Source organism: Pseudoalteromonas sp. JB197 (assembly GCF_002332205.1).
In the GTDB taxonomy this organism is placed as follows: Bacteria; Pseudomonadota; Gammaproteobacteria; order Enterobacterales; family Alteromonadaceae; genus Pseudoalteromonas; species Pseudoalteromonas nigrifaciens.
Genome location: NZ_NRGZ01000003.1, coordinates 38818 through 55076, shown reverse-complemented (window position 1 = coordinate 55076; position 16259 = coordinate 38818). Strand labels below are relative to the sequence as shown.

The 16259-nt window shown below is 39.0% G+C and carries 10 protein-coding genes; 9 read left to right on the top strand and 1 reads right to left on the bottom strand.

Features of this window, described 5'->3' with window-relative positions:
- Positions 1-111 precede the first annotated feature (111 nt).
- The 7 genes from CIK86_RS18700 to CIK86_RS18670 all read left to right on the top strand — a co-directional run bounded on the left by CIK86_RS18700 (position 112) and on the right by CIK86_RS18670 (position 13585).
- The gene (locus CIK86_RS18700) at positions 112-3237 is read left to right on the top strand and encodes a beta-galactosidase (protein ID WP_086996349.1); all 3126 of its coding nucleotides are present in this window, start codon (positions 112-114) and stop codon (positions 3235-3237) included.
- Between the two features lie 75 nt (positions 3238-3312).
- Positions 3313-4278 (top strand): aldose epimerase family protein, encoded by a 966-nt coding sequence (locus tag CIK86_RS18695; protein ID WP_086996403.1) that lies wholly within the window; start codon positions 3313-3315, stop codon positions 4276-4278.
- Between the two features lie 165 nt (positions 4279-4443).
- Positions 4444-7191: a TonB-dependent receptor gene (locus CIK86_RS18690; protein ID WP_086996346.1), complete on the top strand. Its 2748-nt coding sequence runs from the start codon at positions 4444-4446 to the stop codon at positions 7189-7191.
- A gap of 181 nt (positions 7192-7372) precedes the next feature.
- Complete coding sequence (locus tag CIK86_RS18685; protein ID WP_024604794.1) at positions 7373-8899, top strand: tryptophan halogenase family protein; 1527 nt, start codon at positions 7373-7375, stop codon at positions 8897-8899.
- Between the two features lie 12 nt (positions 8900-8911).
- Positions 8912-9673 carry a SapC family protein gene (locus tag CIK86_RS18680; RefSeq protein WP_024604793.1) on the top strand — a complete coding sequence of 254 codons (762 nt, stop codon included), beginning with the start codon at positions 8912-8914 and terminating at the stop codon, positions 9671-9673.
- A 36-nt stretch (positions 9674-9709) separates the two neighbouring features.
- A complete protein-coding gene (locus CIK86_RS18675) occupies positions 9710-11188 on the top strand; it encodes an SLC5 family protein (protein ID WP_086996343.1) in 1479 nt (492 codons plus the stop codon).
- A 264-nt stretch (positions 11189-11452) separates the two neighbouring features.
- On the top strand, positions 11453-13585 hold the full coding sequence (locus CIK86_RS18670; protein WP_024604791.1) for an alpha-galactosidase: 2133 nt from the start codon (positions 11453-11455) through the stop codon (positions 13583-13585).
- 61 nt (positions 13586-13646) lie between these two features.
- On the opposite strand, the gene CIK86_RS18665 is transcribed toward CIK86_RS18670, so the two are convergent.
- The gene (locus tag CIK86_RS18665; RefSeq protein ID WP_024604790.1) at positions 13647-14348 is read right to left on the bottom strand and encodes a FadR/GntR family transcriptional regulator; all 702 of its coding nucleotides are present in this window, start codon (positions 14346-14348) and stop codon (positions 13647-13649) included.
- 185 nt (positions 14349-14533) lie between these two features.
- Here CIK86_RS18665 and CIK86_RS18660 point away from each other — a divergent pair, with 185 nt between their 5' ends.
- Together CIK86_RS18660 and CIK86_RS18655 are read left to right on the top strand one after the other, a co-directional pair.
- On the top strand, positions 14534-15292 hold the full coding sequence (locus CIK86_RS18660; RefSeq protein ID WP_086996340.1) for an SDR family oxidoreductase: 759 nt from the start codon (positions 14534-14536) through the stop codon (positions 15290-15292).
- A 3-nt stretch (positions 15293-15295) separates the two neighbouring features.
- A complete protein-coding gene (locus tag CIK86_RS18655; protein WP_024604788.1) occupies positions 15296-16246 on the top strand; it encodes a 2-dehydro-3-deoxygalactonokinase in 951 nt (316 codons plus the stop codon).
- Positions 16247-16259: the final 13 nt, after the last annotated feature.

The window sequence follows — 16259 nt, the reverse complement described above, 5'->3', positions numbered from 1 at the left end:
ATACAATGATAGCTTTGGATAAATAAATGAGAGCTTTAAGCATAACCCCTGTGATTATTTTTAGCTATATTTAGCGCATTATAATTGCCCGCTTATGCAACAGGAATAAACATGACCTCTTTACAGCACATAATTAATCGTCGCGATTGGGAAAATCCAATTACAGTACAAGTTAATCAAGTAAAAGCACATAGCCCACTTAACGGCTTTAAAACAATTGAAGACGCCCGTGAAAATACACAGTCGCAGAAGAAAAGTTTAAACGGGCAGTGGGATTTTAAATTATTTGATAAGCCCGAAGCGGTCGATGAGTCGTTATTGTATGAGAAGATAAGTAAAGAGCTAAGCGGCGACTGGCAAAGTATTACTGTGCCTTCTAACTGGCAACTACACGGCTTTGATAAACCCATTTACTGTAATATTAAATACCCATTTGCAGTAAACCCGCCATTTGTACCAAGCGATAACCCTACTGGTTGTTACCGCACTGAATTTACAATCACACCTGAGCAGTTAACGCAGCGTAACCATATAATTTTTGAAGGCGTTAACTCGGCTTTTCATCTTTGGTGTAACGGGCAGTGGGTGGGGTATTCACAAGATAGCCGCTTACCGAGCGAATTTGATTTAAGTGAGCTTTTAGTTGTCGGTACTAACCGTATTGCCGTTATGGTTATTCGTTGGAGTGATGGCAGTTATTTAGAAGATCAGGATATGTGGTGGCTAAGCGGTATTTTTCGCGATGTTAACTTACTTACAAAACCGCAAAGCCAAATACGCGATGTGTTTATAACCCCCGATTTAGACGCTTGCTATCGCGATGCAACGCTACATATAAAAACTGCGATAAATGCGCCAAATAACTACCAAGTAGCAGTACAGATTTTTGATGGTAAAACATCACTGTGCGAGCCGAAAATTCAAAGCACTAACAATAAACGTGTTGATGAAAAAGGGGGGTGGAGCGATGTCGTATTTCAAACAATAGCAATACGAAGCCCTAAAAAGTGGACCGCCGAAACGCCGTACTTATATCGTTGCGTAGTAAGCCTGCTTGATGAACAAGGCAATACAGTCGACGTTGAAGCCTATAACATTGGTTTTAGAAAAGTAGAAATGCTTAACGGGCAGCTGTGTGTAAATGGCAAACCGTTACTTATACGGGGTGTTAACCGACACGAACATCACCCAGAAAACGGCCATGCTGTTAGCACTGCCGATATGATTGAAGATATTAAGCTGATGAAGCAAAATAACTTTAATGCCGTACGTACAGCTCATTACCCTAACCATCCACTTTTTTACGAGCTATGTGACGAGCTAGGTTTATACGTGGTTGATGAAGCGAATATAGAAACCCATGGCATGTTTCCTATGGGGCGTTTAGCAAGCGATCCGCTATGGGCAGGTGCATTTATGTCGCGTTATACGCAAATGGTTGAGCGCGATAAAAACCACGCCTCAATTATTATTTGGTCACTTGGAAACGAATGCGGGCACGGCGCAAATCATGATGCTATGTATGGCTGGTCAAAAAGCTTTGACCCTTCTCGCCCAGTGCAATACGAGGGCGGCGGTGCAAACACGACAGCTACCGATATTATTTGCCCAATGTACTCCCGTGTAGATACCGATATTAAAGACGATGCGGTACCTAAGTATTCAATTAAAAAATGGCTGAGCTTACCGGGTGAAACTCGTCCACTTATTTTATGTGAGTACGCCCATGCTATGGGTAATAGCTTAGGTAGCTTTGACGATTACTGGCAGGCATTTAGAGAATACCCACGGCTGCAAGGCGGCTTTATTTGGGATTGGGTAGATCAAGGTTTATCTAAAATTGACGAGAACGGCAAGCATTATTGGGCTTACGGCGGCGACTTTGGTGATGAACTAAACGACCGCCAGTTTTGTATAAACGGCTTATTGTTCCCGGATCGTACACCGCATCCTAGCCTATTTGAAGCTAAATACAGCCAGCAACATTTACAATTTACACTGCGCGAGCAAAATCAAAATCAAAATCAAAACCAAAACCAATACAGCATTGATGTATTTAGCGATTACGTATTTAGGCACACCGATAACGAAAAACTCGTTTGGCAATTAATACAAAATGGCGTGTGTGTTGAGCAAGGCGAAATGGCACTTAATATTGCTCCGCAAAGTACGCACACTTTAACCATTAAAACTAAAACAGCGTTTGAGCATGGTGCGCAATATTACCTTAATTTAGATGTAGCACTAATTAACGACTCACACTTTGCAAACGCTAATCACGTTATGGATTCAGAACAGTTTAAGCTTATAAATAGTAATAATTTAAACAGTAAATCATTTGCATCAGCTACAGAGAAAAGCGTTATAAGTGTTAATGAAACCGACTCCCACCTAAGTATTGAAAACAATACATTTAAACTTGTTTTTAATCAACAATCAGGACTTATAGAGCAGTGGTTACAAGACGATACACAAGTTATTAGTAGCCCACTGGTTGATAACTTTTATCGTGCCCCACTTGATAACGACATTGGTGTAAGCGAAGTGGACAACCTAGACCCTAATGCATGGGAAGCACGCTGGTCGCGCGCAGGTATAGGGCAATGGCAGCGCACATGTAGCTCAATCAATGCTGTGCAATCAAGCGTTGATGTCCGTATTACTTGTGTATTTAATTACGAATTTAATGGCGTGCTACAAGCACAAACACAGTGGCTATATACGCTCAATAATACAGGTACTATTAGCTTAAATGTTGATGTGAACTTAAACGACACCCTACCACCAATGCCGCGAATAGGGTTAAGTACAACGATTAACAAGCAAAGCGATACAAAAGTAAACTGGCTAGGGTTAGGTCCTTTTGAAAACTACCCAGATCGTAAATCCGCTGCACGTTTTGGTTATTACAGCTTGAGCTTAAATGAGCTATATACACCGTATATATTCCCAACTGATAACGGTCTGCGTAGCGATTGCCAATTACTGAGCATTAATAACTTAATCGTGACTGGCGCGTTTTTGTTTGCCGCCAGTGAGTATTCGCAAAATATGCTAACGCAAGCTAAACACACTAACGAACTAATTGCTGATGATTGCATTCATGTACATATTGATCATCAACATATGGGTGTAGGTGGCGATGATTCGTGGAGTCCAAGTACCCATAAAGAGTATTTATTAGAGCAAAAAAATTATAATTACTCGCTTACACTTACTGGGGGGATTACAACTTAACCTGTTTACTTATCATAAATTCATAGTAAGTAGATTATGTTTATTCAGTAATTTAATTAAAAGGAAAGTATTTTGATTGCTAAAGAAAGAAATTCTTTACAGAGTATCCAGCTTAGTGATGGTGAGAACTTAATTGCAGAAATAATACCATTCGGCGCAATAGTAAAAAGTATTAAATTTAAAAAACAGGAGGTTACGCTTAGTGTAGATGATCTCCAATACTATGTTGAAAACCCTTTTTATTTAGGTGCCACTATTGGCCGGTATGCAAATCGGATTGAAGGGGGGTGCTTTAATTTATCAGGTACACAATATAAGTTAGCAAAAAACAATGGTCCAAATAGTTTGCACGGTGGCATAAAGGGTTTTAATAAAGTGCTTTGGGAAGTGAGCAAGCAAAGTGCTAATGAAGTAGAGCTTTATTATTGCTCTGCAGATGGCGAGGAAGGGTTTCCTGGTCAGCTGCAAGTTTGGCAAACCATTACCGCAAACAATGGTCAATTAGTCTTGAGTTTTAAAGCCGTCAGTAATAAAGAAACTCTAGTCAATTTTACTAATCATTGTTACTTCAACCTTGAAGGTAGCGACACTATTGAAAATCATTTATTACAAGTAAATGCCACGCACTTTTTACCTATTGATGAAAACAATATTCCAATCAGTGAGCCTATTCCTGTTGCTAAAAGCTGCTTTGATTTCACTCAATCTAAACTGGTGGGTAGCGCACTTGAACAAAGTCATCCGCAGTTAGACATAGCTTCTGGAATCGACCATTGCTATGTATATGAAGATGATAATAGCCTCAAGTTAATGGCTAGCTTAACATCCACTCTTACTAATATTAATTTAACGCTTTTTAGTACTCAGCCAGGTATGCAGCTTTACACTGCTAACTTTGTTGACTTACCTTTTAAAGCGCGCCAGGCATTGTGTTTAGAGGCGCAAAACTGGCCTGATGCACCAAATAAAAAGGGTTTTCCTAAAGCAAATTTATTGCCAGGTGAAACGTATGAACAAGTTATCATTTATGCATTTTCATAAAAACACACTGAATAATGTTAATTTAAATGAGTTAAAAGTTACTCAAAGTTAAGTGAAAGGTTGCGCTTTAAGTCAATTTAAAGTATTTATAGTATAAATACTATTTGAAGCAATTCAGACCACACGACAATAAAATGACTACACACAATCAGGAGTTTTTTAAAAATGGTAATTAACAATAAGTTATCGTTCAACAAGAAAACCGCACTCAGTATTGCTATCACAGGTATATTGGCAAGCGGAACTGTTGCGGCTCAAGGTGTTGAAAACGACACACCTACAGTCGCGAATAAAGATGTTGAAGTTATCGCAGTAACAGGTATTCGTAGTAGTTTGCGTTCATCGATGTTGGATAAAAAAGCATCTAATGTGGTAACCGATGGAATTAAAGCAGAAGATCTTGGTAAATTCCCTGATTTAAACGTAGCAGAATCTCTGCAACGTATTACAGGTGTAGCAATTGACCGGAGTGGTGGTGAAGGACAAGCGGTAACTATCCGTGGTTTTGGTCCACAATTTAATACTGTACTTGTTAATGGCCGTCAAATTGCAACAGACAGTGCAGGCCGTGAGTTTAATTTTGATGTATTAGCTGCGGATCAAATCACCGGTGCTGATATTTATAAAAGTAACACAGCAATACTTCAGGAAGGCGGTATTGGTGGCACTGTTAACGTAACTACAGCTCGCCCTTTTGACTTTGGTGGTTTGCATGTTTTAGGTTCAGTTAAAGGTATGTACGAAAGCCTTTCTGAAGAAGTCTCACCGTCAGCATCATTTTTGATAAGTAATACGTTTAATGATGACAAGCTAGGTGTTCTTTTTGCTATCACTAACCAACAACGTAAGCTTCAGAATAATCAAATACTAACAGCAGGTTGGCGCGGCGGCCAAACAATATCTAATCCACAAGATGGCGTATTGTTTGACAATGCATACATTCCACGCAACTGGGACCAAATAGTTGATGAGCAAGATCGTGAACGTACGAACGCAAGCTTAGTACTTCAATATGCGCCGTCGGAGGATGTCACAATCACTGTTGATGGTATGATTTCTAAATTTGAAGTCGATTCAACGGTACGAAGTTTAGCATCGTGGTTTGAACCTGATCGCGTTGGTAGCGCAACTATCGATCCAAAAACAGGCACGCTTTTGACCTTTACTCAAGAAGTTGGTTTAGGCGCACCTAGTGGTGACCCTGCAAGTGACTTTGTATCAAAAACAAGTAATTCACGCGATGTAACTAATAAAGCATTTGGTATTAACGTTGATTGGCAAGTAAACGATTCATTAAAAGCAAAATTTGATGTTTCTCGTTCAACGGCTGAAAACGACCGTGCCGGTAAAGATCGCACTAACGTCGTAGGTATTATTAATAGCTATAACTTTGATGGTACAGGTAGTATACCAACAGTCCAACATGATGGTTTCGAAAACGGGGCATTACCAGATCCTAGTCTTGCACGCCTTCATATCAACGTAAAGGGTGATCAATTTACAGACGAAGATGAAATTACTGAAGTAAAGGCTGACTTCGAATATGTGCCCGATAAAGGTCCTGTTGAAAGAATTAATTTTGGTGCTTACCGTCAAGAGCGTGAAAAGTCGAGTTTCCAAATTTATGGAAATCAAGGTCATTTTAGTGGGTATACAGTTCCAGCACCACTTGATGCTATTGATTTTGAAGCCTACTCTGCTAGTAATTACTTCCCAGGTTTAATTGATACATTTTATAGCTATGACGGCGATAAGATGGTTAGTTATTTAGCTGAACAAGGTTTTCCTATTGAGCCAACGCTACAAAATAACCGTTATACAATCAACGAAGATATCACTAGCTTATACATGGACTTTACACTTGGTTTTGACCTAGCTGATATGCCTGTAACTGTTAACTTAGGTGCACGTTATTCTGAAACTGACATTGATGTCGCAGCAGTACAAAGTTTTATCAGTGATGTAGTACCAACTCCTGATGCAACATTGTTTGCTAACGTATTTGGTCCAGCGACAAATATTGAACAAGGAACTAGTTACTCAAACTTACTACCATCTCTCAATGTGAAGCTTGAACTACAAGAAAATATGATACTACGCTTTGCTGCATACGATAGTATAACACGCCCAACCATGTCGCAGTTATCTCCTGCTACAACATTTAATGAGCCACGCCGTCAAAACTTAACAGCCAATGGTGGTAACCCTGCACTCAAACCATTCCAATCAGAAAACTGGGATATCTCTTATGAGTGGTATTATAACGATGCAAACTTATTTAGTTTTGCAGTGTTTAGTAAAGAAGTTGATGATTTCATAGTCACATTAACAGGTTCTGAAACTTATGAAATGGCTGACAGAACAGGTCCTGGCTTTGCATGTACTACATGTACAGGGCAAATCGATGATGAGCTAAATGGTAGTTCAGAAGTATACACTACCACTCGACCTCAAAATGGTGAGTCAGCGAAAGTAACAGGTTACGAACTTGGTGTAACTCATATGTTTGAAAGTGGCTTTGGCTTTATAGCTAATGCGACCGTAGTTAATAGCGATATTAGCGTTGGTGCTGACACTACACAAACATTCGCACTTGAAGGGTTAGGCGATTCACAAAATTTGGTGTTGTTTTATGAGCAAGATAACTGGCAAGCGCGAGTTGCATTTAACAACCGTGAAGGTTTCTTACGCTTAGTTGATAATGGATTTAATGGCGAACCTGTGAATGTTGAAACCTACGGGCAATGGGATATTAGCGCAAGCTATGATATCAACGAGAACTTTACTATTTTTGCAGAAGGGATCAACATTACTGAAGAAGAGTTAGTACAAACAGGTCGTTTTGCTAATCAAATTTATTCTATAGAAGATAATGGTTCGCGATACGCGTTTGGTATTCGAGGGTCGTTTTAACTAATAATAGAGGCAAGTACTTTGCCTCTGATTATTTTATTAGAGTGCTACATGTGCTAATGCCAATAAGTTTGGCTTAGCCATAGCGCCCAACCCTAAGAAATTACGTCTATACAGCAAATGCCCGTTAGGGCATTTGCTGTATAGACGTTACTAGAAAGCGTTCAAAGAGCAGTTCATTATGAATAAAACAATAAAAACAGTCGCGGTAATTGGTGGCGGTACAGCCGGATGGCTAAGTGCTGCAATTATAGCATCACATCACCAAAGTCAAAATGGTGATGGCTTAAAAGTGATGTTGGTTGAATCCTCAGATATTCCAACTATTGGCGTAGGTGAAGGTACTTGGCCCACGATGAAAAATACACTTCAGCAAATAGGTTTGCGTGAAGTTGATGTTTTTAAAGCCTGTAATGCCACTTTTAAACAAGGCGGGAAGTTTGTAAATTGGACCCATGGCAATAACGACTTCTATTACCATCCATTTACTGTACCACTAGGTTACGGACGTATAGATTTAGCTCCTTACTTAGATAACGTTGAAAACTATGCACAACAAACTAACTTCCAACATGATATTTGTGAAGAAAACCTAGCACCACGCAGTATTACACAAGGTGAATATCAAGGTGATTGTAACTATGCTTATCATTTCGATGCAGGTGCCTTTGCTGATTTATTAAAGCAGCACTGTAAAAATAACCTAGGTGTTGAGCATATTATTGGCACAGTTGATAAAGTAAAGCTTGATAATAGTGGAGAGATAAACGAGCTTACTCTGAAAGATAGTACTCATACTATAAACGCCGATTTATACATAGATTGCACTGGTTTTTCATCGCTGTTGTTAGGTCAAACGCTTAACGTACCATTTAAAAAAATAGACCATGTATTGTTTAACGACAGTGCACTTGCTATGAAAGTCCCTTACGGTGAAGATGATCAATCCATTGCTAGTCATACTATTGCTACCGCTCAAAATGCAGGTTGGATTTGGGATATAGGCTTAACAGACCGCCGTGGTGTAGGTCACGTATATTCAAGCAAATTTTTATCGGATGACGAAGCTGAGGAAAACTTACGGAACTATTTAGGCGATGCAGCGAAGGGCTTAACCGCTCGCAAAATAAGCTTTGAATCAGGGTATCGTGAGAAGTTTTGGCATAAAAACTGTGTTGCTATTGGTATGTCGGCAGGATTTGTAGAGCCACTTGAAGCAACCGCAATTATGTTAGTAGAGATTTCAGCTCGCTTCGTAGCAGAACACATGCCAACTGATACACAGGTCATGCCTATTATAGCTAAACGCTTTAACGAACAGATGGATTACCGTTGGCAGCGTATTATCGATTTTTTAAAACTGCATTACATGCTGTCTAAGCGTCCAGAACCTTATTGGCAAGCACATGTTAAACCTGAAACTATTCCACAAAGCTTACAAGAAGACCTGTTGGTTTGGGGAGGGCGCGGTCCACTTATTCAAGATTTCCATGGTTCATTAGAGTTATTCCCTGCTGCTAGTTATCAATATGTTTTGTATGGTATGGGTTTTAAGCCCGACTTTACTAAGCAAGCGTATTTATATACACAACATACGCAAGCAAAACAAATAATTGAACGTAACACTCAATTAACACAGCAGATGTTGCAAACTTTGCCGCCACACCGTGCTTACATAAACCAGTGGTTGGCAGCTAACTCAATTTAAGGATGTGTGAAGATGGCAATTAAAAAATTATCAAACACAGAACATCAAGCATTAAAAGTTAACCCTAATGCTGCGGCAATTTATGCATCAACCAAGCATTTACTTAATTTAAGAGCAACAGAAGTAGCTAAAGTAACGTGCGATCTTCCTGTGTTTTTTGCACGTAATGCACAAAATGGTAGCTATACAATTTCAGCCCTAACCAGTTTTAATGCTAATAAAAATTTATTAGTAAATAACACAAAATGGCACGCACTTTATACACCAATGTGTATGCAATCATATCCACTTTATTTATTAACACACGATGCTAATAGTAGTGATTACTTTGTTGCTATAGATGAAGAAAGCTCAGTAGTAAATATAGAGCAAGGTGAAGCGTTATTTGATAATAAAGGAACCCCAAGTTTATTTTTAAGCGCGCAGAAAAAACTACTCGAAGCTGATTTAAAAAACGATTATCTCACTTATAAATTTACACAAGAGTTAGTGCGTTTAGGGCTTATAAAGGATATTGATATTATTTTGCAGTTCGAACAAGGCGACCCTCAAACTATTCAAGGCTTGAGTACCGTTGACGAAGATAAGCTTCAAGCACTTGATCATGACACTATTGTTAACTTACATAAGCAAGGTTACTTAAATGTGTTAAATAGCATGTTAATTTCACTTTTTCAGCTTAACGCCTTAGTAAAAATTCATAATCAGCATCCAGAACTCAAGCCTTTAAAGCAAATTAAATTAGAGCTAAGTCGAGATGCGCACGCATTTTAGCGTGTCTGTTTTCACACACATATAAGAGACACACACATGTCAGATAACATTTTACAGTTAGTGGTTTTTGTTTTTGTCACCGCATTAATTGGTGGCCTTACTTATTGGAAATGTCGAGGTCAAAATCGCAATAACGGACAAAGCCAAACCAAAGAGTATTTTTTAGCGGGCGGTGGCCTTACTTGGATTTTTGTTGCAGGTTCGATCACATTAACTAATCTAAGTACCGATCAGCTTGTAGGTATGAATGGTAACCAAATGGCGTTACTAGTTTGGTGGGAATTAGCAGCAATTATTGGCTTAATTATTTTAGCTAAAGTGTTTATTCCAGTTTATTACAAATACAATTGTACTACCACGACAGAGTTATTGGAAAAGCGCTATAACAACAAGCATATTCGCGCTGTTATTGGTGGGTTGTTCTTTTTAGGTAATGCACTTATTTATATGCCAGCGGTAATCTACTCTGGTGCGCTATTTATGCAAACCATGTTTAAAGTGGATATTCCGTTAATGTATATTGCGACAGCCTTTGCCATTATTGGTGCTGTTTATGCCTTTTTTGGTGGCCTGCGTGCAGTTGCTGTATCGGATACCTACAACGGTATACTTGTACTCGGTATGGCTGTTTTAGTGGTGTTTTTAGCACTTAATGCAATTGATTATGATTTTAGCGGTATTCCAGAAGAACGTTTAACATTAATTGGCGATGCTGATTCACCTATTCCGTGGCCAACACTTTTAACCGGCATGATCTTCATTCAAATGTTTTACTGGGGTACTAACCAAACAATTACGCAGCGAGCAATGGCAGCGCCTAATGTTAAAGAAGCGCAAAAAGGTATATTTGCAGCTGCGGGGATTCGCTTTTTAATCGTCCCAGCAATCGTGGTATTACCGGGTATTATTTCGTTTAAGCTTTATGGTGATATTGGCGACGCCGCTTATGGTCGAATTGTGGGCGATGTAATACCTACATGGTTAACAGGTGTGTTTGCCGCAGCAATGGCTGCAGCAGTGCTTTCAACTTATAACAGTTTAATAAACTCATCTACGGCATTATATGTGTGTGATATTCACGAAGCATATTTTAATAAAGAACCAAGTGTTGTAAAGCTAAGTGGTTATGTAACATTGCTACTAACAAGCTTAACGCTTGTACTTGTGCCTATTTATCAACAGGCCGATAGCATCATTAATTTACTGCAACAATTGAATGGCCTGCTAAGCATGCCTATATTTTCTATTTTTGTTGTGGGCTTGCTATTTAAAAATGTTGATGCGCGAGCAGGTATTGCAGCTGTAATCTTAGGAGTTACTATGTACGGTATGCTGACCTTTAAAAACTCACCATTACATACTGATTTGCATTATATTCATGTAATGCCTATTACCTTAATTGTATGCGTAGCTTTTGCATTGATTGTAAATAAGGTTGTATTTGGCTTAACAGCTCAATGGGCTGGTAAGTCACCTGCAATTGAAGTTATTGGATCTGCTCAAGAGCAAAAATAAATTACCAATTGTTAAAGCTGACAAATCGGTCAAGGGGGTGCTCTGGCCGATTTTTACTTTTAGAAGCCTTATTAAGTACAGGAAAGTTTGTGATTTAGGTGCAATAGTCTATTAACAATTTATTTGTATGATATATACTATTATTAATTATTCCCATCTGATAGATTATGCCTTGAGCAACGATAGGCATATAAACTCAGGATATAACTAATATACCTTCATTATATTTACAACTCACACAATGGATAAAAGGATAGGAGAATCATGGCTGACACTAAATTATTTTATCGATTAGACAGTGCAAATTGCACTGTAATTTTCGACTGTCAAAGAAAAACACCTTCGTTACTATACTTTGGTAAAAAATTATCAGAGCAAACTACAGAAACTATGTTAGCTCAACTTGCTACCCGCCAAGAAGTGAAATGTGCTGTAGTTGAAGAAGCACCCATTTCCCTTTCACCATTATTAGGTGAAGGTTTTACTGGTGCACCAGGGCTTGAGTTAATAAATGATTCTATTGCTTGGTCAGTTGGTCCACAGCTTAAAGAAGTTCGCCAGCCTTTAAATTCAACAATTGAGTTTTTAAGTGTAGATACATTACGTGGTATTGAATTACTGCACAGTATTACGCTCGATAATGATACCGATGTATTGAGCGCGCATACTGTACTAACTAATTTAGGCGATTTGCCATTAAACGTTAACTTCTGTGCTGCACCAACATTTCCGTTACCAGATAGCATAAATAAAATTGTAAGCTTCGAGGGTCGTTGGGCGAATGAGTTTCAACGCCAATCAGTTGATTTAACACTAGGTAGTTTTGTACGTGAAAATCGTAAGGGTAAAACATCACACGACGTATTTCCTGGTTTATTAGTACATAGTGAAGGCGCAGGAGAGCAGCATGGCGAGTGTTATGGTTTCCACTTAGGTTGGAGTGGTAATAATAAATTGCGTGCAGAGTTATTACCCGAAGGGCGCCGTTACGTACAAATGGGTGAATTGCTATTACCTGGTGAACTTACTCTTTCTAAAGGCGAAACTTACCAAAGCCCTAATATTTATAGCTCATTCTCAAACAAGGGGTTTAGCGCGCTTTCTCGTAATTTTCACCGTTTTGTTAAAGCAAATCTACTTACTCAAGCACAACGTGAGAAAGCACGTCCGGTGCATTATAATACATGGGAAGGAATTTACTTCACCCATGATGTAGATACTCTTAAAGAGTTAGCTGACAAAGTTGCTCCATTAGGTGTTGAGCGCTTTGTACTTGATGATGGTTGGTTTAAAGGGCGTCATGACGACAATGCAGGACTTGGTGATTGGACTGTAGACTATGATGTGTATCCTGATGGCTTGTTGCCAATAATCGAGCATGTAAATGGCTTAGGTATGGAGTTTGGCCTTTGGTTTGAGCCTGAAATGGTAAACCCAGATAGTGACCTTTACCGTGCTCACCCTGATTGGGTGTTAGGCTCAGAAAATAATGAGCAATTAAGCTTCAGAAATCAATTCGTGCTTGATTTAACTCGTACAGAAGTTATTGAGTACTTATACACAGCAATCCACGATATCTTAGTTGAGTACCCAGCGATAAAGTATATTAAGTGGGATATGAACCGTGATATTAACCATGCAGGTAACTTTTCAGGAAAACCTGCGGTGCATCAACAAACACTTGCACTTTATCGTTTAATTGACCGTATTAAAGCCGCGCATCCTGGGCTTGAAATAGAAAGCTGTTCATCAGGTGGTGCCCGTGTAGATTACGGCGTACTTGCACATACAGACCGTGTATGGACGTCAGATTCTAACGATGCGCTTGATCGCCTTGAAATTCAGCGTGGTTGTTCGTTCTTCTTCCCATCGTCGGTAATGGGGGCTCATGTAGGTCCTCGGGATTGTCACATTACAGGGCGTAACGTAAGTATTGAAATGCGTGCTGCTGTATCAATGTTTGGTCATATGGGCATTGAAATGGACCCACGTGAATTAACTGATCACGAATACAGCGCACTTAAAGCAGCTATTTCTCTACATAAAGAGCATCGTGACTTTATTCATGCTGCAGATTTATACCGCCTTGATAGCGACGATTTATCAATTAACTTTGGTTTAATCGATGAGCGAAAATCAAAAGCATTATTTGCTTATAACAGCGTGCGCGAAACACCGCGTACAGCGCCTAATAAGCTTCGCTTTGTTGGCCTAGATGCTGATGCGCAGTACACACTTAGCTTAGTATGGCCTGTTAAATTTGAAGAGTATCGTCCATCTTCTATTGCTGCGGTAAATGGACAGAAATTCACAGGTGAAGCGTTAATGCAATTTGGTCTACAAATGCCAATATCATTTCCACAAACATCACTTGTTTTTGAACTTAATAAAATTTAAAGTTTAAAGAAAAAGTAGCAAAAGGGAGCAAGTAAGCTCCCTTTTTAAAGCCTTCAAAATATTAAACTAATCTAGATTCAATTAATTCAAGGGCTTCTTCTAAAATTGTTTCTACTGCTTTTTTAGCTCGTTCAGGGTTGCGTGATTTAATGGTATTTAAAATATCTGCATGTTTTGCTACATCAGCACCAGGCACGCCTTTTATATGATTTGTATAACGAATGCTTACGCGTAAAGCTGTACTGATAAACTCAGTTAACTGTACAAAAAATCGATTATTACTGGCAACTAATATACTAGTATGAAAAGCAATATCTGCTTCCAGCGTATCATCCAATCCTTTGTCAGCATCTGCCATACGCGCTAATGCATTATCAATTTCTGCGAGTTGCTCAGCTGTGGCACTTATAGCTGCAAGGGCTGCAGCCTGTGGTTCAAGCGCTACACGTACTTGGGTGAATTCTTTTAACAATGAAAGTGACGGGTTACTGCTTAGAATCCAGCGTAATACATCAGTATCAAACATATTCCAGCTACTTTCAGGTAGAACACGAATACCTTGTTTAGGACGAGAAGATATTAACCCTTTAGCTGAGAGCATTTTTACCGCTTCTCGAGTTGCGCTGCGGCTTACATCGTATTTAATACATAAGTCAGCTTCAGAAGGCAGCCCTTCATTTATAGGGTAAATACCACGCACAATAGCAAACCCTAGATCGTGAGCGAGTTGTTGCGTTAAATTTTGACGAGGTTGGCTTTTCATTACGCAGGATTCCGAGTTGAGATATTACTTTATTATATAGCATATATCATATTAATGTACGTATAGATATGCTATAAACTTTTATTAGTAAATGTTTAACACAGTGATAAAAGCTCTGCTTGGTTCATTATAGATTTATTATGGTGTTAAATAGGAGTGAATATACACTGTATGGAGAATCTAATTTGAACACCTTAGCCCAATATCATAGCCTTAGAGGTAAAGTTATCTTTATTACTGGCGGTGCTTCAGGCATCGGAAAGGCAATGGTTGAATCGTTTGCTAAGCAGGATGCTAAAGTGGCATTTATAGATATAGATGATGACTCCGCACGAGTGCTTATTAACAGCCTCCCAGAGGCTAATTTATGGTATAGACAAGTCGATGTAACAGACTCATATGCTCTGCAAAAGTCACTAGTTGATGCGAGTTTAGTTCTTGGTAATATTAATGTACTAGTTAATAACGTAGCAAACGATCGTCGCCAAGCAAGTGAAGAAGTTACGGTTAATGATTGGGAACAATGCTTACAAATAAATTTAAATCCAGCCTTTTTTGCCTCTCAAGTCGCAATGTCTTTTATGCAAAAAGAGAACTCAGGTAGCATAATAAATTTTAGCTCTATTAACGCTATTATGGGGCAACCCCAAATGGCAGGCTATGTAACCGCTAAAGCGGGTATCATAGGAATGACTAAAGCATTAGCTCGAGATTATGGTGAATTTGGTATTCGAGTAAACGCTATTTTACCTGGTTGGGTCGCCACAAAGCGGCAACTAGCAAGCTGGTTTACTGAGGAAGAACAAGTAAAATGGATGGCAGCTATGGCATTAAAAAAATTAGTTACACCTGAGGATGTTGCAAATTTAGCACTATTTTTAGCTGCAGATGAAAGTAGTATGATCACCGGGCAAAGTATTAAAATTGACGGCGGGAGGCTTTAAAACTTGACTGCTTCACCATCTTTTATTGCTGTTGACTGGGGAACGAGCCATTTACGTGCTTATTTATGTGAAGTACAAACGCAATCAACATTTAAGTTATTAGCGCAACGCGACGGACCCGGCGTAGTAAAAGCTAGCCAACACTTTGGGCAAACCTTAGTTGATACAGTTGGTGACTGGGAGCAAGAGTATGGCAGTTTACCTATTTATATTTCAGGGCAGATCACCTCGAATATTGGCTGGCATGTAACGCCTTATTTAGAGTGTCCAATTAACCCTGAAGAGTTACTTAATTTAGCAGTGAGTTTTAGTTATGCGGGACTTACTATAAAGGCGTTACCTGGTACAAAGTGCATGCTAAAAAATAATTTATTTGACGTAATGCGTGGTGAAGAACTTCAAATTTTGGGGTTTTTAAAAGAAAACCCCGAATACCAGCATGTTAAAGTGCTACTTTGTTTGCCGGGTACCCATACAAAGTGGGTGTTATTAGACCGCGGTGAAATAATATGCTTTAAAACAGCAATGACCGGTGAATTATACGATTTATTATGTAATCAAAGTGTTTTAATTCCTAACGATTGCGCAAAAGGAGAGTTTGACTGGGAATCATTTGAACAAGGTTGTGAGCTTACTTTAGGTAGTGATAACGGGAACTTGGCGCATGGTATTTTTAGTGTGCGTACTCGTCAACTTTCAAAGGATTTAACTCCAGTACAAGCAAAAGCATATTTATCGGGCGTCTTAATTGGCAGCGATGTAAGAGCATCTCGCCATGCTAGCGAATGGCAATTATTAAGTGATACGCAAGTAGTAGTTATTGGTACAGAGCAACTTAATAAATGTTTTATTACAGCACTGAAGCAAATCGGTGTTAAGAGTATTGGGGTTGATGTTAAAGCAGCGACGCTTAGTGGCTTTAATTATTTATTTAATTTAGAGATGAAAGAATAGCCCCTCTATTATG